Origin of the sequence: Nostoc sp. DedQUE02 (assembly GCF_034531035.1) — a bacterium.
Taxonomy (GTDB): domain Bacteria; phylum Cyanobacteriota; class Cyanobacteriia; order Cyanobacteriales; family Nostocaceae; genus Nostoc.
The window spans coordinates 80,681-103,511 of the sequence record NZ_JAVRBY020000017.1 but is presented as its reverse complement, the minus strand read 5'-3'; the positions used below and the strand labels follow the sequence as shown (position 1 = coordinate 103,511).

The window sequence follows — 22,831 nt, the reverse complement described above, 5'->3', positions numbered from 1 at the left end:
GCAAAGTAACGCTAAGGGAAGCGCAGAGGTACGCAGAGGTATGGAAAAGCAAGATGAGACTTTGGCGGCGTTGCAAGAGTTGATTGAGGTGGTGGCGAAGTTGCGTGAGCCTGATGGTGGTTGTCCTTGGGATTTGGCTCAAACTCCTGAAACGCTCACACCTTATGTGATTGAGGAAGCTTATGAGGTGGTGGATGCGATTAAGAGTGGGGATAAGAGTGCGATCGCAGAGGAGTTAGGCGATTTATTATTACAGGTGGTATTGCAAGCCCAAATCGCTAGTGAATCTGGGCAATTTTCTCTCAAGGAAATCGCTCAAGGGATTTCCCAAAAGTTGATTCGCCGTCATCCCCATGTGTTTGGGGATGTGTCGGTGGTAAGTGTGGATGAGGTGCGGCAAAATTGGGAACAAATCAAAGCTGCGGAAAAGGGTGAAGCATCTCCAGATGCCCAAAAATTTAGTGCTAAACTCGCTCGTTATGGGCGTACTCTTCCCCCACTGACGGCGGCGATGAAGATTTCTCAAAAGGCTGCGGCGATCGGGTTTGAATGGGAAAATATTCAGGGTGTCTGGGATAAGTTTCATGAGGAGTTACGAGAGTTTGAGCAAGCTTTAGCTGAGGAAACACCCGAACGGCAAGAAGCAGAATTAGGCGATTTACTATTTGCAGTTATTCAGCTAGCGCGTTGGCATAATCTTGACCCCAGCACCGCTTTGCAAGGCACAAATCAGCGCTTTGTCCAGCGATTAGAAAAAATGGAGGCGGTTGTTGACCGTCCCCTTTCTGATTACAGTTTGAATGAATTAGAAAACTTGTGGCAACAGGCAAAAGCTCAACTGGCGAAAGAAGGGAGTGGGGAGTAGGGAGTGGGGCATTGGGTATTGGGCAAAAGAGGCAGAGGGGCAGAGGGGAAAGACTTACTGCAACTTCTCCCCTGCTCCCCTGCTCCCCTGCTCCCCACTTCAAGATTTTTCAGCATCGAACCACTTATCATATAACGATTGATAAGTGCCATTTTCTTTGAGACTTAGCAAAGCCTGATTAATTGGTTTGCGGTAGGGACTGTTATTGGGCAGAATGATACCGTAGCTTTCTTCACGCAAGATACTGCCAACAATCTGTACTTTCCCTTTGCCTTCATTAGCAGCATAGAAGAGGAGTACAGGTGCATCAAATACTACGGCATCAGCTTTTTTTGTTTGCAAAGCATTGTAAGCTTGCTCAATCTTAGTAACTTCTAATACTGAAATCTTATGTTCTCGCAGGTATGCGGCGGCTGTACTACCCGCAGTTGTAGCCACTACTTTGCCAGGTAAATCGTCTATACCCCTGATATCGCCCTGAAGCTGTTGTACTGTCAACGAGGTAGTCGCGCTGGCTGTAAAGTAGGCGACAAAAAGTACTCCGATAAACATCCAGATAATACCTACTAAACGTCCCAGTACTCCTTTGGGCATTTCATCAGCTTGGGTTGCTAAGGTGGCAGCTGCCCACCAACAGGCTTTGAAAATGCCAGGAAAGTATGATTTAGGAATCATCCCATCTTTGTGATGACGCTCAGATAACCAAATAATATGGGCTGCTAGGACAATTAGCACTAGGGCAACGCCTATTACTTGCAAAAGGCTAGCAGAGAAAAACAATTGCAAAATATTTGGGAAGGCACTGCTGTTGCTTTCTGCGTTTCTTACCATAATTTGCAGCCCTCCAGCAAAAATAGGTAATGAAAAATCAAAATTCTGCTCGCGTTCGGCTGTAATCGAGATGGCTGAAATCCCCAAGTTGGCTTTACTTTCCTTAATAGCCGAAAGCACTTGCGGCACTGTAGAATACTCTATGAATTTAGACTTTACACCTATTTGGTTAGCGATTTTGCGCCAGAGATCGATACTGAATCCTGATAACTCGCCTTTGTTTGATAGCACAAAAGGTGGTATAACTCGTGTAGCTACTAATAAAGGTTGTTGAGGTTCCGGTTTTTGGGTCACTCCTGGAGACGCTATTAACAACAATGCCAGAATTCCAGTTACTAATCCTATGCAGGTATATAGTGCTAAAGAACGCTTGTTTTTGTTTTTTTGGTCATATCTGCCAATTGGGCTTTTTTTCCGAGCCATAAGTTGACGAAATCTACTAGCGATCGCATTTATCATCAGAATTTTCTTCGGGTGTGTGCATAATCTATTTATCATGCCCACCCTATATCAAATATCACGTTCATCACCCTCCTAAAACCGATTTTTTTCAACTTTAGGAGAGATGGAGATACTTAGGGGTTAGGGAGACTTACAGCAGAATTCAGAATTCAAGAGTAAAACACGCTTTATATTTGGTAACAAATGCAAGTTTGTTTACCTCGCTTTCCTTGAAATTTGCTTAAATCTACCTATCATATTTGTTGCTCTACAAGACCTGAGATGGATTTCTTGATAAATTTTTTGTTTTACGATCTGAGTCAGAGGTTAGGACAACTATAATTGCGTCTAATTCACTTGTAGAACTTGCGTTGAAAAAGCAAACTTCTATTTTGTGAGCAGTAGTTCTGAAATTAGCTTTTAATGTATACTTTTTCGTATTTACTTGATGCTTTCTCTAAAGTGTGATTTTTAGTTTTTGCAAAGTGAGCAATATGAATCTAGACGATTTTAGTCAAAAAGTAGACAAATTGCGCTCACGGGTGACAAGATTATTGCAAAATACTCCAACTCATCCGTATTTAGCACAAGAGCTAACATCAGAAGCTTTTGAAGAACTTCAAATTACTTTGGAAGAGCTAAAAATTGCCTCCGAGGAACTACAAGCAACACGAATCATAGTAGAGAAGGAACGTCAGCGCTACCAAGAATTATTTGATTTTGCGCCTGATGGTTACTTGGTAACTGATACATTCGGCATTATCCTAGAAGTTAATCGTGCTGCTAGCATACAAATCAATGTTCCACAACGATTTCTGATTGGCAAACCGCTCCTGACTTTCATTGCCAAGCCAGATCATCAAACTTTTTTTAATTACCTGATTCAGTTGCAGCAGCTCGATCAGGGTGGAGAATGGGAAGTGTGTTTACAACCACGAAAAAAAATCTGTTTTGATGTAGCTTTGACAGTAGTTACCGTTCGTAACGAAAAAGGTCAGCCAGTTGCTCTACGATGGCTCATGCGTGACATTAGCCACCGTAGGCATTTAGAGTTGCAGCGCCAGGAGTTATTTGTTAATGAGCAAGCTGCCCGAATTGCAGCCGAAGCGGCAGAGAAACGCTCTCATTTTTTGGCTGAAGCAAGTCGTGTATTGGTATCTTCTTTGGATTACCGTACTACCCTAAAAAGCGTCGCACAATTAGCAGTGCCTACCCTGGCTGATTGGTGTATTGTGGATGTCGTTGAAAATAATTTGCCTCTCTTCAGTAACCCAGTCATCGCTGCATCTGAACCAACGAAGGAAGCACTGATACGAAAACTCCAACAACGCTATCCAATTCCTGTTGATGCTGATTATGGCCCACCAAAAGTTTTACGGACTGGTAAGCCGGAATTATTAATTAACATTCTTGAGTCTTCTTTACAGAGAAAGTCATCGAACGAAGAACATCTGAATCTGCTGCGCCAACTCCAAATTAAGTCTCAGATAGTAGTGCCACTGTTAGTACGTGAACGCAAGCTGGGGACAATTCTATTTGCGTCTGCACAACCTGGACGCTATTACACTACTGTAGACCTAAAAATGGCTGAAGAACTTGCTCAACGGGCAGCGTTTGCTATTGATAATGCCCATCTTTATCGCCAAGCCCAAGAAGCTAACCGCATGAAAGAAGAGTTTTTAGCGATCGTTTCTCACGAACTTCGTACACCTCTCAATTCTATGCTGGGTTGGGTTCAATTAATACGTAATCGAAAATTGAACGAAGTCACTACTTCTAATGCATTGGAGATAATCGAGCGGAATGCCAAACTTCAAAGGAAACTGATTGAAGATATCTTAGATATCTCACGGATTGTACAAGGTAAAATCCGTCTAAATATCGCTAAAGTTGAGCTTGTGCCTGTAATTCAGGCGGCTATTGAAGCTATATATCCCACCTCTGAAATTAAAAATATTCAAGTTGAGTCTAATATTGACTCCTCTGTAAGTCAGGTTATGGGTGATGCAGAACGCCTCCAACAGGTAGTTTGGAATTTGCTCTCTAATGCAGTCAAATTCACACCTAGCGGAGGGCGAGTTGAAGTACATCTAGAACAGGTAAACTCAAATGCTAAGATAACTGTCTCTGACACAGGTAAGGGAATTAGTCCTGACTTTCTACCTTATATCTTTGAGCGCTTCCGTCAAGCTGATAGTACAACTACTAGAACAGATAGTGGTTTGGGGTTGGGGCTAGCAATTGTATACCACTTAGTAGAAATGCACTCAGGTACAGTCTATGCAGTTAGCGAAGGGGAAGGAAAAGGAGCAACATTTACAGTGCTGTTACCTCTAGTAGAACCGCAACCTGAGCAGTTAATTAAAGAGAGTGGATTAAAAGTCGATAGGCTCTCGGTACTCGACAGCTTGCAAATACTTGTTGTAGATGACAATGCCGATACGCGTGAGTTAGTTACTTTTATTCTTAAACAGTCGGGAGCGCAGGTGACAGCCGTTAGCTCAGTAAGTGAAGCCTTGGAAACGCTAGTACGATTAAAACCAGATGTTATAGTCAGTGATATCGGAATGCCAGATGAGGATGGTTATTCTCTGATTCGCCAAGTGCGGATGCAGGAAACAGAGCAAAAGGAGAAAATTCCAGCTGTAGCACTAACGGCTTTTGCTAGAGATGAAGAGCGAAGCCTCGCTCTGCAAGCTGGATTCCAAGTTCATGTATCCAAGCCAATTGAGCCAGAAGAGTTGGTGAGAGTGGTAGCGAACCTTACCAAAAGCAGTAAACAAGTTTAATGCATAAGTAAGCTCCTAGTAATAAATGCGTAGGCGTAGCCAGCCGTAGGCATCGCCGTATTGTCCTGCCCCCTGCCTCCTGCCCCTGGTCACTGAGCGTAGCCGTTGGCGAAGCCTCTCGTAGAGAAGTGCTGCCCCCTGCCCCCTGCCCCCTTCAATAAAAAAAGAGGCAGCTACTAACTACCTCCTGACAAATTAAAGCTTGGATGGACTGAGAAATGCTTTCACAGCAGCCTAGAAACTTTGCTAGCTGCGGCTCAAAAACATAATCAAGACCACTCCCAGGATAATCGATCCACCGCCCAGGATGAATGACCAAAAGCGATGGTAACTGTTGACAATAGTGCCATTTTCGCTCTGGAGTTGAATTAAATCCATCCAAGGCGCAACACCTCGACGGAACCAACCCACAGCCCCAACTTGTTCACCTATCAAGCTTTGGACTCGCTTCATCCCAAACAGGAAATTGCCGATGGGGCCAAAGCGTGAGGCATAATGCAGATAAAGCATTCCGCTACGATCTTGAATTTTTAAATCGGAACCAAATTTATAACCAGCGTCGCCACGACCAATAAGTTGACCTTCAAGTTTTGCGGGTTGTCCACGCAACGGACTGGCATAAGGGTCTGACATCAGAGTGAGAATATCGGTTTCCGGTGCTTGCTTGTAGTCGGGAAACATCACCAAAGCTTTGACGAAAATTCCGATTCCTAAGCCAATTAGTGGCGCACCCAATACTAAACCTGTGTTTTGCGAACTTGACAACAAAATCACACCCATTACTAAGCCAGCGAAGAAACCAATTGTTTCAGCACCGTACAATACAACATCTAAAAAGAAGTTGCCGTAAAGTCTACTTTTATTAAGAGTTTTTCCTTCTCCAATAACTCGCCCCATATCAAACTCAGTCGGTAAACCCAATTGTTCGGCATAGTTACTCAATGCACGAACTCGCTTACCTGTCAAGGGGTGAGTGGAATTTAACTCCATCCACCAGCCCCAAGGGTTAAACATATCCCACAGAAAGACGCGACCAATTTTTTGGGTATCTGATGCAATGCGGTAGGCGGTTCCTGTGGAAGCGGCGGCTTTATGGTCATAGATACCCAAGGCGCGAGTTCCTTCAATTAAACGGCTGGGTTCTTGTGTGCGCGAACCTTCTTCTAAAATTCCGTAGGCAATCTTCACTAAAGCACGAGACAATCCATTGGGATTACCCGTACTTTCGGCTGCAAAGTGGTCAGCAAAATATTCTCGTGTGCGGGAGAGGTACAGCACTAGATAAGTACCGATGACATAAAACACGTAAGCAACTAAGGCAGCAGTTTGCATCGCATCTTTAATTTTGCTATCACCACCACCGCGCCCAAATCTTCTGGCTGTGCTGTAAATCAAGTAACAAATTTGCACTAAGGTAGAAGCTACTGTCATCACTGCAAAGTCCCAGTGGACGATGTGCCCCAATTCGTGGGCATAAACAGTAGCAATTTCGTCGTCATCAAGGTATGTGAAAAGTCCTTGACTGACGACTAGACGGGCGCTGTTCGGCAATGAACCATAAGTAAAAGCTGTGGGGTTTTGGTCGTTAATAATTCCCAAACGCGGCGTTTTTAGATTTTTTTGCTGACAAACTTGGCGAATAACTTTAGCTGTCTCTGGACTGAGGGTTTCAACTTCTGCCAACTCTACCCAGCGAGTTTGGTAAAGCCAGCCTTGGGTTAAGTCCATGATGAATGGAGATATGAAAAAGGCGGCAATATTAAAAACTAGAGTAATACCAATAGCGATCGCTAATCCTTGGAGTGGATTGTCGCTACCCAAAATAAAAACTAAGCTCAAACCTAAAGCCAACACCATGCCAAACAGCAAGGTCATGGTGACACCAGAAGCTAACGCCAAACTACCACCCACTCCCCCCATTGCTAATTTCATCCCAGTGGTAACGGCGCGACCAGCTTTTTGGCTAGCTTTAGGTGACGTTTGGCGGAAGGATTGACTGGCTTGTTCTGCCCAACTGCGAACCTGGGGATTTTCACTCATCATTAGCTTTTGACACAAGACCTTGGCTTTTTCGGTTTCGCCTGTGGCTTGATAAGCTTTCATCAGCCACATCTGTGCTGAAAGATAATCTGAGGAATTGTGTTCAGCGCAATCGCGGCAGAATTGTTCGAGTAATTCAACCGCTTCTTGATAACGTTTTTGGTTTAAAGCATCTAATGCAGATTGCAATGACATAGGATCTCCCTACTAAAGGAGTGGTATTTGATCTATCAATACTCAATAGATCCAGCGATCGTCACTGCAATTTCGTAAAAATTTAATTAATTACAGTATAAAATATCTACTTAAGTAAAAGACTAGAGAAACATACATTACGATGTCTCTCTAGCCTGGGGAACGCATAAATCATATTTAAGACTTTCAAATAAAAACTGTAATAATACTTAGAATATTTTTGCTGCGGTAAACTTAGTACCTCTTTGTATGTGTTGATATATAGAGAATAAATGTTTTCAACCCAGTCTTGCTTCACCCAGTCAGAGTAATTATTGATTACCCAAATGGTTCACCCGATTGGAGGAAGACGAATGATGAACATAACCTGAGATTGATAAGATGAGGAAAAAGTAAAGATTTGTACTATGACTATTTTTGATATTGCTTCTCCCCTAATTGCGATCGCCGGACAAACTCGCCAAGCTGCAAGTAAGCTAGCGATTCTCTCCACTGAGGCAAAAAATCAAGCGATTGTGGCGATCGCCCAAGCTTTAGAATCAGCCAGAGATGAAATTTTACAAGCAAATGTTGCTGATTGTAAAGCTGCTACTGCCGAAGGAATTCCCCAACCACTTTATAAGCGCTTGCAGTTGGATGAACATAAATTAAGAGATGCGATCGCTGGGGTACGAGATGTTGGTAAGCTAGCCGATCCAATTGGTAAAGTGCAGATTCACCGCGAACTTGACACTGGTTTAATTCTCAAACGGATTACTTGTCCTTTAGGTGTTTTGGGGATTATTTTTGAAGCACGTCCAGAAGCAGCGATTCAAATTGTTTCTTTAGCAATCAAATCGGGAAATGGTGTAATCCTTAAATGCGGAAAGGAAGCGGTGCGTTCTTGTGAAACGATAGTTAAAGCTATTAAGCAAGGATTATCGCAAACTGCTGTTAATCCAGATGCGGTACAGTTGCTTACAACTAGAGAAGAAACTCTAGAACTTTTGAAATTAGATAAATATGTAGATTTAATTATTCCTAGAGGTTCTAATTCCTTTGTCAGATTTGTGCAGGAAAATACTCGTATTCCGGTACTAGGTCACGCCGACGGAATTTGTCATCTTTATATAGATAAAGCTGCCGATATTTCTAAAGCAGTTCCGATTACCGTCGATGCTAAAGCACAATATCCTGCTGTTTGTAATGCAATTGAAACTTTGCTGGTTCACCAATCAATTGCTAGAGAATTTTTACCGAAAGTTGCTGAGGCTTTGGAAGAACGCCATGTAGAATTAAGAGGCGATCAACGCACCTTGCAAATTTTACCTAACATCGTACCTGCAACAGAGATAGATTGGGAAACAGAATACAGCGATTTTATTTTATCGATCAAGATTGTAGACTCTATAGAAGATGCGATCGCTCATATTAACGAATATGGTTCTCGCCATACTGACGCGATTATCTCTGAAGATTCAGCATCTGTGGAAACTTTCTTTGGACTAGTAAATTCAGCGAATATATTCCACAATTGTTCTACCCGATTTGCTGATGGCTTCCGCTATGGTTTTGGCGCAGAAGTAGGGATTAGTACGCAACAAATGCCTCCCCGCGGCCCCGTTGGTTTAGAAGGATTGGTGACATACAAATATCAAATGACTGGCGATGGTCATATTGTAGCTACTTACACCGGAGCGAATGCTAAAGCTTTTACTCATCATGATTTGGGGTAAACTATACTCAAAAGTATGGGTTTGAATAACGCTAGAAATACACTGATTTATCCGGTGTATTTTTTAGGTTAATAGTTTCTCTGAGTTGTTAAAAGTTTTAATTGGGCCATGCCATCGGTCATCATTTAAGAAAACCTCGTCAAAGGCTCCATTAGTATATTGACTAATTACCTTAGTCCAAAAGGTTTGTGCGCTTAAGTTCAAAGCAGTCTGCCGTACTTCCCAACTACCAGGAAACTGGTTGAAAATTTGAGTAGCTACCTGTTCACCAATACCTTGATTTCGATACCTTTTAAGGATAAAGAACTCAGCAATAGACATAGCATTGTTTTCTTGATGAACATAAGTGTGCTGATTAACAAGTACAAACCCTGCCAGTTTATCATCAACTTTGACTAAAAAAGGATGTCGCTCAGGTTGTGTCCAATAGTAATCAAGATATCCATAGCCAAATAAGCCGCAGTCATCTACATCTTTAACTTCTATCTCACTCAAATCATACTGGTATAGTTCCATTAAATTACACAGTACTGACTTCTGTTGTTGAGTAGCTTTTACCACTTCAATTTTCATAAAGCATTTACGATACTGAAACTAAAATATAATGAGCGCCAACGATTTAAACAATATCTCATATCCTAATTGGGAAGCATTGAAATCGATGTCAGATGACGACGTTGATTATTCTGAATATTCCATTATTAAACGATGAGTTTTTTGAGAAGGCAATGTTGATATTGCCAGGAACTCAAGCACAGAAATTCATTCAGATTGCTCCAAAATCATAGCTTGGTTTCAATTCCAGGGTGTCGAAGACAAAACACTCATTAATTCTGTCTTGCATCAACATATTAAATCTTTGAGATGAAGCGATCGCTTCAATAATCTTGACTCGAAAGGGTTAGTTCGGAGTTAACATTAAGCTATCGGGTCAGTTACAAAAAAATAGATTTGGCATGAGTAGCAAAATATCTAAGGTCGGTATTATTGGTGCGGGTAATGTGGGTGCAAATATAGCAAATGATTTAGTGCTACTTGGTAAATGTGTAACAGTTGTTCTTTTTGACCGAACTTTATCAAAAGCTGAGGGGCAAGCATGGGATATTGAAGACACCATTCCTTTACTTAAAGACATGGAAATTATAGCGTCAAATCAGTATGAAGATTTAGCTGATTCTGATATCATTGTCGTGACTGTTGGGGTGCGGCAAAAAGAAGGACAAAGCCGATTAGATATATTGAACGATAATGCAGAGATCGTGCGTTCGACGATGAAAGAATTGGATCGAGTTGCACCGAATTCAATCGTACTTATCGTTAGCAATCCAGTGGATGTACTAACACGGATTGCGATCGCCAGTTCCACTAGAGCAGAAAACCTAATTTTCGGTTCAGGAACTGTTCTTGATACTGCTAGACTGAGATATCAACTTGGTAAGCGACTGAACGTTAGTAAACAAGATGTTCGTGTTTATGTGATTGGAGAGCATGGAGACAGTGAGTTTGTCGTTTGGTCTAGTGCATTTATTGGGGGAATTCCGTTAGCTGAATTTCCCATACCACAAGGAGCAACGCTGGAAGAAATTCAGCAAGAGTACGCAGAGTTAACTCGTAAGCGAGGTTATAACATTTCTGAACGTAAAGGAAATACTAGCTATGGCATATCAATAGTAGTTTGTCAGTTAGTTGAGACCATCCTGCGAGATGAAAAGCAGATATTTCCAGTATCGGCCAGAGCAGATTCTAACTATAGAGTTGGTAGTGAAGTTGTTCTTGGACTTCCATGTATCATTAGTTCCCAAGGTATTGAGCGCCAACTGGTGTTACCAAGAAATGCTCATGAACAACGCTTATTAGAAGAGTCAGCCACCAAACTGAATGAAGCCTACAATTCTTTGGATAATTAAAATCAACTCAAATAGTCTGTTTAAAAACGTCCTTTTTTGAATGTCAAACTAACGCTTTCAGTAAAGCTTGAAGTTTAAGTTGCACCTCTGCAAACTCTTTATCAGGATCGGAGCCAGCCACGATCCCAGCACCAGCATACAATCTGGTGCGATCGCCAGATTTAAAATTTATATAACAGCGAAATCAGTATACTTTCTTACTTCGGTAGGCTGAAAGGCTAGAACGATACGATCTTTAGGAATGCCGACACTGACAAATTCGTTAGCAATACCATCTTCAGTACCATCTCTTTGAATCCAAATTTTATCATTGATAATATCAATGTGGACAAGGCACCCATGTACTCGTTGTTTGTTTTCCCAGCCAAGTGTGATTAGTAGGTAATGGGTTGCATTTTTATCAATAATTAACTGTCTTTCTAGTTCTCCATGAGCGTAAGGAAGTTGGGCATATTCGGTTAATATTTTTTCAATTATTTGGCGATAATTATCTAAGGTATCCATTCTAGAATCACCTCTAGTTCTGAATCGAAGACGAGTAAACAAAGACGCTGATTTTCTATCAATATCTTACCAATTGGTTCTTGAAATAATTCTAAGTATGTTGTTGACGAATAGCAAGATACAAGCGGCGGTCTGGTTCTAAGCGACTGAGAATATCGTAATATAAAATATATTGTCCTAGAGCCTTTTATAAATCGGCTACTGGAGAAGCACCGATAAAGCTTTTAACTTCTACTGCTATTTTCTGTCCGCTTTTTTCTGCTGCTATTAGCTTTTGGGCACCTAAATTAATATATAAATCTCTTGCACCCCATCTTAAGATAAATGGATCGTTGGTAATATGCCAACTCTCTTTTTCAAGAGGTTTTTAACAGAATTGTGGTAAATATCTTTAGCTGGCATACAAGATTAGTAATTAACTTTAAACTAACGCTTTCAGTAACGCCTGAAGCTTAAGTTGCACCTCTGCAAACTCTTTGTCAGGATCGGAACCAGCAACAATACCAGCACCAGCATACAATCTCGCGCGATCGCCATCAATCAATGCTGAACGAATTCCCACAATAAACTCGCAGTTACCCTGAGAATCTATCCAACCCAGAGGTGCAGCATACAAACCTCTCTCGAAGCTTTCATAACAACGAATTTCCGCACAAGCAACATCTCGCGCTGCACCTGCAACGGCTGGTGTAGGATGCAATTGTCCGACAATCTTTAATGGGTGTATATTAATCGGAACTGTAGCGCTGATTGGTGTCCATAAATGCTGGATATTCGATAATTGTCGTAGGCGGGGTGCTAATATTTGAGGTGATAAACCTAACTGAAATAGACGTTGAGTTATAAAATCAAGCACTAGTGAATGTTCGTGCTTTTCTTTTTCACTATTTAGTAAGCTATTGGCATTAGCTGCATCTTCAGCAGGGGTTTTACCTCGTGGTGCAGAACCAGCTAAAGCATCAGTAATTAACTGTTGATTATTAATACTAATTAATCTTTCTGGACTTGCACCAATAAAATTTTGTCCTTTGCCATTACTTGTAGAAAAAATATAACAATTAGGATGATTTTGTCTAAGATTAGTTAATGATTTAACTAAGCTAAAGTGATTGCTTGATTTTACATCTAATATATCTGCTAGGACAATCTTACTTAAATGGGTAGACCGAATTTTTTCCAAAACAGATACTACTGAACGTTTAAATTGAGCAGAGTTGGTGACAGATTTTTTATATAAGTTTTTCGGAAAATAATCAATATTAGCAGAGTAATTTTCTAAAGATTGGATAAATTGAATTTTATTTTGAATCTTCTCCAATAATCTTTCAATATTTACATTTTGATTGATAATTATATTTGTTACTAATATGCAACGCTGATTTTTTACGGCTACTTGCCAGCGCGGAAGAAAAATGGTAGCCGATGGAAATGGATAATCTACTTGAGCGTTGTTATCAAAAAAGCTGAAATAGCAAAAAAAGTGAGGCCCAGAAAAAGGTTGGTTTGCGTTACCAAAATTAATTATATTTTTTAGACAAGATTTGATAAAATATTCTGCCTGACTAAAACGGTCTGAGCCATCGATCTGTAATTTTGCTACAGCATCAATTGCCGCGATCGCTTCTCCTTTACCTCTGTCCTCAAAGTAAAAATTTATTTCATTTGCTTGTGTAAGTTTATCTAATACAAGTAAAGGATCAACTAAATCAATTTCTTGGGAGACACTAACAATTTGTCTGCAATTATTTTTGACGCACTTTTCTTGCACTGTTACCAGAAATTGATATAAATCTTTGTGCTTTACAAAGAAGTTGCTACGACATGGTAAAACTGTCATGGATTTAACGATAGTAAATTTTTTTTAAGTTCACTTCCTAAAGTGTAATTAATCGTGGTCGTATTTTTACAGGTAACATATTAAGTTACTATTTCACCAGCGTAGAGTTTGCCTTATTTGTGGTGTTCTCAGACTATGATAAGACAGTTTCAGCCTGAGACTGCAACGTGAAGGTGAGTGTTAACAACACAAAGTTAACAAGCCATAGTAAAAGTGACAGTTGTTTGTATATGACCCATATCTAGCGTCTCTTGAAATTATAAAATCTCAAGTGTAAGTAATATTCCAGTAATTTAATTAATCACAACTGATGACTACCAAGCAAATTTTATATCCCAACACTAAGTTATGGATGGCAGCGATTAAACCACCAATGTATAGCGTTGCCATTATGCCCATTTGGGTGGGAACAGCAGTAGCATTTGCCGAAACGAAAATTTTCAATGGTGTAGTATTTTCTACTTTTGTAGCTGCGGCAATCTTAATTCTTGCCTGGGAAAATATCAGTAATGATGTGTTTGATTCTGAAACAGGTATCGATCAAAATAAGCACCATTCTCTGGTGAACTTAACAGGCAATAAGCCATTGATATTTTGGATAGGAAATTTGTGTTTAGGTTTGGGGTTGCTGGGCATACTAGCGATCGCCTTTTGGCAACATGACCTAACTGTTATCGGTATAATACTGCTGTGCTGCGGTTTAGGCTACACGTACCAAGGGCCTCCCTTTCGCTTAGGATATCAGGGTTTAGGCGAGATTATTTGCTTTTTTGCCTTTGGCCCCTTAGCAGTGGAGGCAGCATATTATAGCCAAACCCAAACTTGGTCTATGACAGGTTTAGCAGCTTCAGTAATTGTTGGGATTGCCACAACCTTAATTTTATTCTGCTCACACTTTCACCAAGTTAAGGATGACATAGCCGCAGGCAAGCGATCGCCTATCGTCCGTCTCGGAACAGCAAAAGGGGCCAAACTCCTAGTTTGGTTTACTGGTAGCATTTATCCCCTCACTTTACTATTTGTGCTATTGGGGATTTTTCCAGTTTGGACGTTACTAAGTTGGGTAAGTTTACCCTTTGCTGTCAAATTATGCCGCCACGTCCAAGAAAATCACAACCAACCAGACAAAGTTAGTAACTGTAAATTTATCGCCGTAGCCGTGCATTTCTGGGCTTGCTTGCTGTTGGGACTGGGATTTGTGATTTAGGGCATGGGGCATTGGGCATGGGGAATGGGGCATTGAAACAGAGAGAAAATGACCAATGACAAATGACAAATGACTACAGATTTGAATTTCGTCCCTATCGGCGAAGGTTTTTGCGATCGCTGACTACTAATCATGGTAAGTGGGATATTCGTGAAGGTATTATCCTCCGTCTCACCAATGAATCAGGTAAAGTTAGCTGGGGAGAAATTGCCCCCATTAGCAGGTTTGGTTCCGAAACCCTAGAACAAGCCTTAGATTTTTGTCGCCAACTCCCAGAAGAAATCACAGACGAGATAATTTTCTCCATCCCAGATGAGTTACCTGCTTGTCAATTTGGCTTTGAGTCAGCGTGGGAGCAGGGGAGTAGCACTTCGGCTACGCTCAGTGACCAAGGAGCAGGGGAGCAGGGGAGCAAGGGAGCAGAGGAGAAGAATTTAAATTTATCCTCTATGCTTCACTCCTTGCGCTATAGCGGCTTATTACCATCTGGGGAAGCGGCTTTAAATCAATGGGAGACTTTGTGGCAGCAGGGATATCGTACCTTTAAGTGGAAAATTGGTGTGGATGCGATCGCTGATGAACTCAAAATTTTTGAATCGCTGATACACACCTTACCAGCCTTTACCAAACTGCGATTAGATGCCAACGGTGGACTCAGTTATGAAGAAGCTAACTTATGGCTGCGGACTTGCGATAATCTCAAGGCAAATTCAGAACTACCCCTAGAAATTGAATTTATCGAACAACCGTTACCCGTCGATCGATTTCAGCAGATGTTGGAATTGAGTACGAGTTATGAAACTGCGATCGCTTTAGATGAATCTGTCGCCACACTTGGACAACTCGCCGCCTGTTATCAACAAGGTTGGCGAGGAATTTTTGTCATCAAACCTGGGATAGTTGGATCGCCATCTCGTCTGAGAAAATTTTGCCACCAATATCAAATTGATACTGTATTTTCATCAGTATTTGAAACTGCGATCGCTAGACTTGCAGCACTGCAACTAGCGGCGGAATTATCCCAAAACAACAGAGCGATTGGTTTTGGCATCGACCATTTTTTTGAACAAGAAGATATGTGCTTTCAAAGTTTATGGAACGACCTTTAGACTATCTTAATAACCTAGCTCAAAATGATTGGCTAATCGGTTACGATCGCCATCAATTTAATCAAATAGCTCAAGAATTACATTTAGAACTAACACAACTATCAGAATGTGGAACACCACCACAAATTATCTTAGCTGAACGGGAACCAGTGCAGTTTTTAGCAAGCTTTATTGCCGCTTGTGCAGCTAATTGTCCAGTTTTTCTTTGTAACCCCGACTGGGGAACACAAGAATGGCAACAAGTCTTTGATTTAGTACAGCCAGATATTATTTTGGGAATGGGGAATAGGGAATGGGGAATAGGGAATGGGAATAATTACCAATGTCCAATTCCCAATACTTCGACTACGCTCAGTACAAGTGCCCCATGCCCAACGATCATGATTCCTACGGGTGGTTCATCGGGGCAGATTAAATTTGCCATTCACACTTGGGAAACTCTCATTTCATCAGTACAAGGATTTACAGAATACTTTCAACTAAAGCAAGTCAATTCTTTTTGCATATTACCCCTGTATCACGTGAGCGGTTTAATGCAATTTATGCGCTCCTTAACTACTGGAGGTAAACTAGCTATTCTACCCTTCAAAGCAGTAGAAACAGGTCAGATATTCAATATTAAACAATCAGAATTTTTCATATCTTTAGTACCAACACAGTTACAACGCCTCCTGCAAAATCCAGAATTAACTGAATGGTTATCCCAATTTAATACTGTACTTTTAGGAGGTGCGCCAGCATGGAAAGAACTACTAGAAAAAGCCAGATTTCACCGTATCCGGTTAGCACCTACTTATGGTATGACAGAAACCGCCTCTCAAATTGCTACCCTCAAACCAGATGATTTTCTCGACGGTAAAATTAGCAGTGGTCAAATTCTTCCCCATGCAAAAGTAACTATTCGCAATCACCAAGGTGAGATTTTAAATTCCAATCAAATAGGAAATATCACCATTCATGCTCAATCTTTAGCTCTTGGTTACTATCCGATAATCAGACAAAATCAAAATGATTTTCAAGTAGATGATTTAGGTTTTTTAGACGAACAAGGACATTTAAATATAGTCGGACGTAACAGCGACAAAATTATTACAGGTGGCGAAAATATTTACCCAGCAGAGATTGAATCAGCTATACAATCAACTCAAATGGTTGCCGATATTTGTGTCATCGGTATCCCAGATAAACACTGGGGACAAGCGTTAACAGCGATTTACATTCCCAAACAATCAGATACCTCTGCCTTAAAAATCCAAACTCTACTCAAAGACAAACTCAGCAAATTTAAAATCCCAAAATATTGGATTCCCCAGCAAAACTTACCCCGTAACTCCCAAGGTAAAATTAACCGCCAACAGCTACAGCAAATAGCCACGGAATTCCTTCAAAATTCCATCACATAATCTCTCTCGACCTTCTTCTCTCTGCGTCCTCTGCGTCTCTGCGGTTCGTCTCCAACCACTGAACTATCTCATCAGGTAATTCCTGTTTACTTCTACTACTTGCATCAATACAAACATGGCGAGTAATAACCTTAGCAACTACCACCTCAGCCACTGTTACTTCATAAGTAATTTCAAACTTATCAACACCTATTTTTTGGGGAATTAAACTAATCAGTAACTTGTCCCCGACAAACATAGGGCGCAAAAAATCAATATTAGCATGAACAATGGGGAAAGCTACAGAAGGATTAGTAAAAAAATCTTTGAGATTAATACTTGATGCTTCTAAAGATTCTTCATAAGCCTCATGGCAAATACCCAAAACGTTAGCAAAATAAACTACCCCAGCAGCATCAGTATCTTGAAAGCGAACCGTGCGGTTATAAGTAAAAGGCATTTTTGACAATTGAATTACGAATTACGAATTAGTAATTATGTTGGCTCCAACGGTGGAACCTCAAAGTCATTAAACGAGGAAACATTGTAAGACGAAGCGGCTATTGCCTTTACCAGCTTACCGTCGAGAGTTAGCATTGCACATACCTGCTGTGAAAGTGCGACATAAGAGCCATCATAGGCGGAGATTCTATAATTTAATGCGATCGCAACAGCATCCGCCATCAAATCAGCCGTAGAGACAACACGCAAGGGAAAAGCTTTGAGAGTAGCTAAATCTGCCTGAACCTCAGCACCAGTGTACATCCTTGCACGGACATACTTCCATAAGGCGTTAGCACACTCAATGTAAAAAAGGTCTGGAACAAACATTTCTGTCTGTGGATTGGCAAGGTGATCAAAAAGTTGGTTAACTTTGGGGGTTAGTGGATCAGAGATAAAATATTTGATGCACACACTGGTATCCACCACGCATCTAAGAGGATTGCTCATCTATCGCGGTCTTCTCGAATTAGTTCAGTACTATCAGGTAATCCAAAGTCTGCTGGATTCACACGGCGACGCTGGCGGCTTTCTTCTAGGACTTTAAGTACATTTTGTCGTTTCTGGTCTTCTATTTGCTGTCCTTCAGTTTTTAAAGCTTGTTCTAACAGAGTTATAACTTGGGCGTTAATTGAACGGTGCTGAGATGCCGCTAACTCTTGCAGTTTTGTATACAAATCATCGGGTAAATTTCTTACATAAAGGGTAGCCATCCTTTTACCTCAAAGTAGAATTTATCATTATGCTAGCACAATGCAAGCATAAGGAGAGAGGAGCGATCGCTTTTGAAACAAATATCAAAACTAAATACTTAAAGTAGACGCTATCTTAGTATGCTCTGAGTGCTAATATCACTTCCACTTAGTAAAATTGACCTCCTCACAAAAAATTCTATGAGCATTAAAGCTTTTGTGGATTATGGCTTCCCTTCTGGCAAAGATTTTTGCGTACAATTTTTGTCTAGTTGGGAGTTTAAGGCTGCAACCCTCAGAGAAATTGCTCCGTCAGTTGCGAGTAAGGAAAACAAAGAAAAAATAGCTTTACACATAGCTAATTCCCTTGAAAAAGGTGAACTTACTACAGATGAAGTTTTACTAGCGTATGTCAAGCAGCCAAGGATGTGGTTGAGCATCAAGCAAGGACAGAGTGCCTGTACACCTAGTTTAAAGTCGCCTGCTTTGCTATTAACAGAATTTGGTGAAGAGGGCTGGTATGGCCCACTTCAAGAGACTACGGGACTACAGAAATGGTATATTCGCACCTATAAGATTCCTGATTATGTCCGCAGGAAGACTGGTGAAACTAGCCAGTTTGAGGAATGTAATATTCGGTGGTCTGTTATTGCTGAGGTTGGGCATAATTATGTTGCTTTATCATGGGAAGGCTTTTCATTTACTCCACGCAGTAATGAACACACAGATAAATCAACACAGTTTCCTTTCTGGTTGTATATTCCAGCATTCTTCGATCAACTAGCTGATTATCTGCAAGGTCAATGGGTTTACCCCAATCTTCCTCGTTTAGTTCTGCATGAAATGTGGAATAAATATCTCAATAAATCTATCAATGATTTTCACTATAAATGGCAGCACTTGCGGATAAGAGCAGAATCTGCTGGGGTTGCTCTGAATGCTCATAGTTCTGGAGTGCAAGAAATTGATGCGAGTGGGTTACAGGCACTATCTCGACAATTAGCTGAATCTGCACTAGAGACACTTGGCTTTACAGATGATATGGAGAAAATCAGTAATGTTGAAAATGCCCTTTTACGTACTCTGCTAAAAGAATGGGGCACTAAATCTTATGAATTCAGTCTAGACAGAGAAGTCAATTTGAGGGAAGCTGACACTGAAGGTTCAAAAACCAAAGCTCAATTAGAAAAGCTTTTCAAAGCACATTGTTACTTTGGACTCAAACCCGGTTCTAAAACCCAAGATTCTCTTCAGCATCTAAAGTGCCATTCAGGATACTATGGAGGGAGTACGGGTGTACTAAAGTTTCTTCTAAGGGAACTTGGACTTCGAGGCTAAGGCAATGGTCAGCTTGATTTGTAAAGGACGTTTAGATTTCCTATCTGGTGAGCAAAGGGCTGAACTGAGTAGGCACTTTCAGAAACCATCAAAAACGGCTATGCCACACCAGCTTGCCGTCAGATTGGGATTGGAATACTTTGAAGCGCTTGCAGTCATAGCTGTTCTCGAAGCTGAGGGACTCTGTGAAAATCAGCTTCTCATTTATCATAATTGTGAGCCTGATGTGCCAGCAGGGGCAATTCCCTATGGTCAAGGCTTTCCTAATTTGCCTTGGGCTTGTCCATTTTGTGAAAAGAGTGTTGAAGACTACAATGAATTGTCCTTTGATATTATGGCAAAGTCTATGGATTCAATCGAATTTCTCTAATTAAAGTATGCCCAGTCAAGAAGAGTTAGTTCAATCAGCTCTCGATACTCTGGCACTTCTTAACAGAGACGACCCAGCATCAGATAAGTTAGCACCTTTTTTGTACACTGTAAAAGACCTAAGACTTTCAAAATATCTAGAAAAACTCAAAGACTTTACACAACTGAAAAATCCTACACTTCCACAAAGTAAACAAGCAGGTGAGTTGCTTGAGCAAATTGTCTGTCTTGTCTTTCGTGGACTTCAAGGAGCTACAAGCTTCAAGAGCTTTCAGTCAGCAGGGCCTCAATACGACTTTCTAGTTAGTGGAGATCAACCAGCCTGGTTATATGTTTGTAATCAGCTCTATCTTAAAGAGAATCAAAGAGGCATAGTTGTTGAAGCAAAAGCAACCAAAGATCGCTTGCCTGACAAACAGTTTGCGCGACTATGCAGCATCTTAGACTTAAATCTCTCAAGCACAGTTGGACTGGGAATATTTTTTACACTGAACGGAGCAGCAGGCTTTCCTCAACCAGGTGATGCTAGACAGAGAGCAATCAGTGACTGTAGATTACGTCAAGTAATTTTTCATGCTAAGACCCAAAAAAGAATAGTTGTCTTAGACAAAAATGATATTTTTGAGTTAGGTAAAAACGGTTCTCTAATTCAGATACTTGTTAAAAAAATCCGAGATTTAGACGAACTGAGCGGTCTTGCAACTCCATCAGTTGAGCAAACAGAGGAAATAGATTTGCCTGATCATTTAAACCAACTATGGGTGTAATACAAAATTTTGTATCAGCTTCTTGCTGAACTACTAAGCAATAGCTATTAACCAATATCTAATCCCCAAACTATTCAACGGAGAGGGGGAGATTCGAACTCCCGGAGGTTTTAGCCTCATCCGATTTCAAGTCGGACGCAATCGACCACTCTGCCACCTCTCCAGTAAATCTGTCAAACTTGTGCTGCTCCTAGTTTTAGACGCTATTCAGGCGCTTTTGTTGGTTAGCACTAAACTTGACAGATCATACTATACCCTATTATCTACGCAGATTGCACTACTGGATGCGAATGTCTACGACACAATACGCGATCGCTCGTACAAAATTTCCCCCTTAGCCACCTGAAAGTCATTCCCCACCCAAACTAGGGAAACTTGCGAAACCACACCCGCCTCTAGGGTGACAATGGAAAAGTTACGCAACTTCTCGCCATCATTTTCCACAATCCTGGGGACACTAGCCGCATTTAAGTAAATTGTTCCCTCTGGACTTCTAAAGATGGGTTTTCGCTGCACCTTCTTGGTATGGCGTAAATCTCGGTGCATGTGACCAAATGTCACCAGAGGAATGGTTTTACCAGCAGTCAAGGCTTGAGAAATCGCCTCGCCCAGATCTGGATCGCCAAAATCGCCGCCAATTGGATGCCAGTCTTTGCCACACGGGTCTTCGGGGCGATCGCCTAACCCACTAGGCCCGTTGTGACCCAAAAATATAATTGTCTCGTAAGCGGCGCTTTTAACTGCTTTCACGATGCGATCGGCGGATTCTTCTAAACTCGTCACACCGTAACGTTCTTTACAGATTTCCGCGAATTTCCACTCCGGGCCACCCCAAGTAAAGGGACGACCCCCCACTACAGTTAAATTCCAAGCGGGAAAATCCAACTTACCGTAACCGACATGGGACGAGCCTAATAAATCGAGTTGTTCCTGTACCCAGTCTTCCTTAGAGCGGTCATAAGGAGCTTTTTTGCGTCCCCATTCGGTGGCGGTGTACCAGGCATCGTGGTTGCCCATTACGGCTGCTTTGGGAATATCGAGAGAAGCGATCGCTCTGACCACTTCCACCGATTCGTTGCCAAAATCCCCAACAAACAACACTAAGTCAACACCCAAATGCTTGAGTGCAACGCCATCTTCCACTTCCCATTGGTCGTGAATATCTCCAACTACAGCAATTTTGAGGGTTATCGATTGAGTTTTTTGACTGGTCATGCCACTTTCCTTGCCGTCTATCTCCAGGATATGAAACTCAGCCCGATTTTGACACAACCCCAAAATATCAACCGTCCACTATTTTTGGTAAAAACTACTATAATTGAATCCACAGGACATACATTTGCAACATAAAGCACCCCTAAACTGTGTTTACCACTGCACTAGCTCAACGAGAAAACACCCAACTGGGTGAATTACCACTAGATTTGTTTGCCGCGATTCAGAGTCTCAAAAAAGAACTCAACGCCGTTATCTTGGCGCATTATTATCAAGAGCCAGATATTCAGGATATTGCCGACTTTATTGGGGATTCATTACAACTGGCCAGAGCCGCCGAAAAAACCAATGCAGATGCGATCGTCTTTGCTGGCGTTCACTTCATGGCAGAAACAGCAAAGATACTTAATCCCGATAAATTAGTACTTTTACCAGATTTGAATGCTGGTTGTTCTTTAGCAGACAGTTGTCCAGCAGACGAGTTTGCAGCTTTTAAAGCAGCGCATCCGAATCATTTGGTGGTGTCTTACATCAACTGTTCTGCTGATATCAAGGCGATGAGCGATATTATTTGTACTAGCTCCAACGCTGTGAAAATTGTCCAGCAGATACCGAAAGAACAGCCGATTATTTTTGCCCCCGATCGCAATTTGGGGCGCTATGTTATGGAACAGACCGGACGAGATTTGGTGCTATGGCAAGGTAGCTGTGTTGTCCATGAAACCTTCTCGGAAAAGAAAATTGTTCAGTTAAAAATTGCCCACCCAGAAGCAGAGGCGATCGCACATCCAGAATGTGAAAGTAGTGTATTGCGCCACGCCAGCTTTATTGGCTCCACAGCCGCCTTACTCAAGTATTGTCAAAGTAGCCCCACGAAAGAATTTATCGTGGCGACAGAGCCGGGAATCATTCACCAAATGCAAAAATTAGCTCCTGACAAGCATTTTATTCCTGCACCGCCGATGAATAACTGTGCTTGTAACGAATGTCCGTTTATGCGGTTAAACACCCTAGAAAAGCTCTACTGGGCAATGAAAAATCGCACTCCCGAAATTACCATGTCAGAGGATATTCGCCTTGCTGCACTGCGACCAATGCAACGAATGCTGGAGATGAGCGTGTAACCA

20 protein-coding genes, 1 tRNA gene and 2 pseudogenes are annotated in these 22,831 nt (G+C 41.4%); 11 read left to right on the top strand and 12 right to left on the bottom strand.

Annotation, left to right across the window (positions count from 1 at the left end):
- Positions 1 to 40 precede the first annotated feature (40 nt).
- The gene (gene mazG / locus RMX98_RS15915) at positions 41 to 865 is read left to right on the top strand and encodes a nucleoside triphosphate pyrophosphohydrolase (RefSeq protein WP_322677484.1); all 825 of its coding nucleotides are present in this window, start codon (positions 41 to 43) and stop codon (positions 863 to 865) included.
- A 99-nt stretch (positions 866 to 964) separates the two neighbouring features.
- Here the strand turns inward: mazG and RMX98_RS15910 are convergent, their stop codons facing one another.
- A complete protein-coding gene (locus tag RMX98_RS15910) occupies positions 965 to 2,155 on the bottom strand; it encodes a transporter substrate-binding domain-containing protein (RefSeq protein ID WP_322677501.1) in 1,191 nt (396 codons plus the stop codon).
- A gap of 476 nt (positions 2,156 to 2,631) precedes the next feature.
- Here RMX98_RS15910 and RMX98_RS15905 point away from each other — a divergent pair, with 476 nt between their 5' ends.
- Positions 2,632 to 4,926 carry an ATP-binding protein gene (locus tag RMX98_RS15905; protein WP_322677483.1) on the top strand — a complete coding sequence of 765 codons (2,295 nt, stop codon included), beginning with the start codon at positions 2,632 to 2,634 and terminating at the stop codon, positions 4,924 to 4,926.
- 246 nt (positions 4,927 to 5,172) lie between these two features.
- On the opposite strand, the gene RMX98_RS15900 is transcribed toward RMX98_RS15905, so the two are convergent.
- The gene (locus tag RMX98_RS15900; protein ID WP_322677482.1) at positions 5,173 to 7,161 is read right to left on the bottom strand and encodes a zinc metalloprotease HtpX; all 1,989 of its coding nucleotides are present in this window, start codon (positions 7,159 to 7,161) and stop codon (positions 5,173 to 5,175) included.
- A gap of 407 nt (positions 7,162 to 7,568) precedes the next feature.
- Here RMX98_RS15900 and RMX98_RS15895 point away from each other — a divergent pair, with 407 nt between their 5' ends.
- A complete protein-coding gene (locus RMX98_RS15895) occupies positions 7,569 to 8,876 on the top strand; it encodes a glutamate-5-semialdehyde dehydrogenase (RefSeq protein WP_322677481.1) in 1,308 nt (435 codons plus the stop codon).
- 63 nt (positions 8,877 to 8,939) lie between these two features.
- Here the strand turns inward: RMX98_RS15895 and RMX98_RS15890 are convergent, their stop codons facing one another.
- Positions 8,940 to 9,449 (bottom strand): GNAT family N-acetyltransferase, encoded by a 510-nt coding sequence (locus tag RMX98_RS15890; RefSeq protein ID WP_322677480.1) that lies wholly within the window; start codon positions 9,447 to 9,449, stop codon positions 8,940 to 8,942.
- 383 nt (positions 9,450 to 9,832) lie between these two features.
- Between RMX98_RS15890 and RMX98_RS15885 the strand changes: the two genes are divergently transcribed.
- Entirely contained in the window at positions 9,833 to 10,783 is a 951-nt protein-coding gene (locus RMX98_RS15885) for an L-lactate dehydrogenase (RefSeq protein WP_322677479.1), read from the top strand.
- A gap of 43 nt (positions 10,784 to 10,826) precedes the next feature.
- Here the strand turns inward: RMX98_RS15885 and RMX98_RS15880 are convergent.
- From RMX98_RS15880 to RMX98_RS15865, 4 genes and pseudogenes are all read right to left on the bottom strand, one after another.
- Positions 10,827 to 10,940 (bottom strand): annotated as a pseudogene (locus tag RMX98_RS15880) (chorismate-binding protein); the annotation flags it as partial.
- An 11-nt stretch (positions 10,941 to 10,951) separates the two neighbouring features.
- Positions 10,952 to 11,287, bottom strand: a complete 336-nt coding sequence (locus RMX98_RS15875; RefSeq protein WP_322677478.1) for a XisI protein — start codon at positions 11,285 to 11,287, stop codon at positions 10,952 to 10,954.
- A 91-nt stretch (positions 11,288 to 11,378) separates the two neighbouring features.
- Positions 11,379 to 11,609: pseudogene (locus RMX98_RS15870) on the bottom strand (element excision factor XisH family protein).
- A gap of 99 nt (positions 11,610 to 11,708) precedes the next feature.
- Positions 11,709 to 13,124, bottom strand: a complete 1,416-nt coding sequence (locus tag RMX98_RS15865; protein WP_322677477.1) for an isochorismate synthase — start codon at positions 13,122 to 13,124, stop codon at positions 11,709 to 11,711.
- Positions 13,125 to 13,434: 310 nt separating this feature from the next.
- On the opposite strand from RMX98_RS15865, the gene menA reads away from it, so the two are divergent.
- From menA to RMX98_RS15850, 3 genes are all read left to right on the top strand, one after another.
- A complete protein-coding gene (gene menA, locus RMX98_RS15860; RefSeq protein ID WP_322677476.1) occupies positions 13,435 to 14,331 on the top strand; it encodes a 2-carboxy-1,4-naphthoquinone phytyltransferase in 897 nt (298 codons plus the stop codon).
- A gap of 62 nt (positions 14,332 to 14,393) precedes the next feature.
- Positions 14,394 to 15,440 (top strand): o-succinylbenzoate synthase, encoded by a 1,047-nt coding sequence (locus tag RMX98_RS15855; RefSeq protein WP_322677475.1) that lies wholly within the window; start codon positions 14,394 to 14,396, stop codon positions 15,438 to 15,440.
- On the top strand, positions 15,425 to 16,843 hold the full coding sequence (locus RMX98_RS15850; RefSeq protein WP_322677474.1) for a 2-succinylbenzoate--CoA ligase: 1,419 nt from the start codon (positions 15,425 to 15,427) through the stop codon (positions 16,841 to 16,843). The genes RMX98_RS15855 and RMX98_RS15850 overlap by 16 nt, the downstream gene beginning before the upstream one ends.
- Here the strand turns inward: RMX98_RS15850 and RMX98_RS15845 are convergent.
- The 3 genes from RMX98_RS15845 to RMX98_RS15835 are packed head-to-tail and all read right to left on the bottom strand — an operon-like array spanning position 16,836 to position 18,036.
- Complete coding sequence (locus RMX98_RS15845; RefSeq protein ID WP_322677473.1) at positions 16,836 to 17,282, bottom strand: thioesterase family protein; 447 nt, start codon at positions 17,280 to 17,282, stop codon at positions 16,836 to 16,838. The genes RMX98_RS15850 and RMX98_RS15845 overlap by 8 nt on opposite strands.
- 35 nt (positions 17,283 to 17,317) lie before the next feature.
- Complete coding sequence (locus tag RMX98_RS15840) at positions 17,318 to 17,773, bottom strand: type II toxin-antitoxin system VapC family toxin (protein WP_322677472.1); 456 nt, start codon at positions 17,771 to 17,773, stop codon at positions 17,318 to 17,320.
- Entirely contained in the window at positions 17,770 to 18,036 is a 267-nt protein-coding gene (locus RMX98_RS15835) for a FitA-like ribbon-helix-helix domain-containing protein (protein WP_322677471.1), read from the bottom strand. Before RMX98_RS15835 ends, RMX98_RS15840 begins: the two co-directional genes overlap by 4 nt.
- A 180-nt stretch (positions 18,037 to 18,216) precedes the next feature.
- On the opposite strand from RMX98_RS15835, the gene RMX98_RS15830 reads away from it, so the two are divergent.
- Genes RMX98_RS15830 through RMX98_RS15820 form a run of 3 tightly spaced genes read left to right on the top strand, consistent with a single transcriptional unit; the run spans position 18,217 to position 20,489 of the window.
- Entirely contained in the window at positions 18,217 to 19,353 is a 1,137-nt protein-coding gene (locus RMX98_RS15830) for a hypothetical protein (RefSeq protein WP_322677470.1), read from the top strand.
- 4 nt (positions 19,354 to 19,357) lie between these two features.
- Positions 19,358 to 19,723, top strand: a complete 366-nt coding sequence (locus RMX98_RS15825) for a hypothetical protein (protein ID WP_322677469.1) — start codon at positions 19,358 to 19,360, stop codon at positions 19,721 to 19,723.
- Positions 19,724 to 19,730: 7 nt separating this feature from the next.
- Positions 19,731 to 20,489 carry a hypothetical protein gene (locus RMX98_RS15820; protein ID WP_322677468.1) on the top strand — a complete coding sequence of 253 codons (759 nt, stop codon included), beginning with the start codon at positions 19,731 to 19,733 and terminating at the stop codon, positions 20,487 to 20,489.
- A gap of 78 nt (positions 20,490 to 20,567) precedes the next feature.
- Here RMX98_RS15820 and RMX98_RS15815 read toward each other — a convergent pair.
- Both RMX98_RS15815 and RMX98_RS15810 read right to left on the bottom strand, forming a co-directional pair.
- A tRNA-Ser gene (locus RMX98_RS15815) sits at positions 20,568 to 20,652 on the bottom strand.
- A gap of 131 nt (positions 20,653 to 20,783) precedes the next feature.
- Positions 20,784 to 21,704: a TIGR04168 family protein gene (locus RMX98_RS15810; RefSeq protein WP_322677467.1), complete on the bottom strand. Its 921-nt coding sequence runs from the start codon at positions 21,702 to 21,704 to the stop codon at positions 20,784 to 20,786.
- 149 nt (positions 21,705 to 21,853) lie between these two features.
- Here RMX98_RS15810 and nadA point away from each other — a divergent pair, with 149 nt between their 5' ends.
- The gene (gene nadA / locus RMX98_RS15805) at positions 21,854 to 22,828 is read left to right on the top strand and encodes a quinolinate synthase NadA (protein WP_322677466.1); all 975 of its coding nucleotides are present in this window, start codon (positions 21,854 to 21,856) and stop codon (positions 22,826 to 22,828) included.
- The last annotated feature ends 3 nt before the right edge of the window (positions 22,829 to 22,831 follow it).

What these genes read in the sequence shown, in the direction of transcription:
- RMX98_RS15830 (WP_322677470.1), top strand. Translation starts at nt 18,217, where the DNA reads ATGAGCATTAAAGCTTTTGTGGATTATGGCTTCCCTTCTGGCAAAGAT.
- RMX98_RS15890 (WP_322677480.1), bottom strand. Translation starts at nt 9,449, where the DNA reads ATGAAAATTGAAGTGGTAAAAGCTACTCAACAACAGAAGTCAGTACTG.
- RMX98_RS15885 (WP_322677479.1), top strand. Translation starts at nt 9,833, where the DNA reads ATGAGTAGCAAAATATCTAAGGTCGGTATTATTGGTGCGGGTAATGTG.
- RMX98_RS15900 (WP_322677482.1), bottom strand. Translation starts at nt 7,161, where the DNA reads ATGTCATTGCAATCTGCATTAGATGCTTTAAACCAAAAACGTTATCAA.
- RMX98_RS15850 (WP_322677474.1), top strand. Translation starts at nt 15,425, where the DNA reads ATGGAACGACCTTTAGACTATCTTAATAACCTAGCTCAAAATGATTGG.
- menA (WP_322677476.1), top strand. Translation starts at nt 13,435, where the DNA reads ATGACTACCAAGCAAATTTTATATCCCAACACTAAGTTATGGATGGCA.
- RMX98_RS15845 (WP_322677473.1), bottom strand. Translation starts at nt 17,282, where the DNA reads ATGCCTTTTACTTATAACCGCACGGTTCGCTTTCAAGATACTGATGCT.
- RMX98_RS15865 (WP_322677477.1), bottom strand. Translation starts at nt 13,124, where the DNA reads ATGACAGTTTTACCATGTCGTAGCAACTTCTTTGTAAAGCACAAAGAT.
- RMX98_RS15855 (WP_322677475.1), top strand. Translation starts at nt 14,394, where the DNA reads ATGACAAATGACTACAGATTTGAATTTCGTCCCTATCGGCGAAGGTTT.
- RMX98_RS15825 (WP_322677469.1), top strand. Translation starts at nt 19,358, where the DNA reads ATGGTCAGCTTGATTTGTAAAGGACGTTTAGATTTCCTATCTGGTGAG.
- RMX98_RS15810 (WP_322677467.1), bottom strand. Translation starts at nt 21,704, where the DNA reads ATGACCAGTCAAAAAACTCAATCGATAACCCTCAAAATTGCTGTAGTT.
- RMX98_RS15820 (WP_322677468.1), top strand. Translation starts at nt 19,731, where the DNA reads ATGCCCAGTCAAGAAGAGTTAGTTCAATCAGCTCTCGATACTCTGGCA.
- RMX98_RS15875 (WP_322677478.1), bottom strand. Translation starts at nt 11,287, where the DNA reads ATGGATACCTTAGATAATTATCGCCAAATAATTGAAAAAATATTAACC.
- RMX98_RS15895 (WP_322677481.1), top strand. Translation starts at nt 7,569, where the DNA reads ATGACTATTTTTGATATTGCTTCTCCCCTAATTGCGATCGCCGGACAA.
- RMX98_RS15910 (WP_322677501.1), bottom strand. Translation starts at nt 2,155, where the DNA reads ATGATAAATGCGATCGCTAGTAGATTTCGTCAACTTATGGCTCGGAAA.
- RMX98_RS15835 (WP_322677471.1), bottom strand. Translation starts at nt 18,036, where the DNA reads ATGGCTACCCTTTATGTAAGAAATTTACCCGATGATTTGTATACAAAA.
- RMX98_RS15840 (WP_322677472.1), bottom strand. Translation starts at nt 17,773, where the DNA reads ATGAGCAATCCTCTTAGATGCGTGGTGGATACCAGTGTGTGCATCAAA.
- RMX98_RS15905 (WP_322677483.1), top strand. Translation starts at nt 2,632, where the DNA reads ATGAATCTAGACGATTTTAGTCAAAAAGTAGACAAATTGCGCTCACGG.
- mazG (WP_322677484.1), top strand. Translation starts at nt 41, where the DNA reads ATGGAAAAGCAAGATGAGACTTTGGCGGCGTTGCAAGAGTTGATTGAG.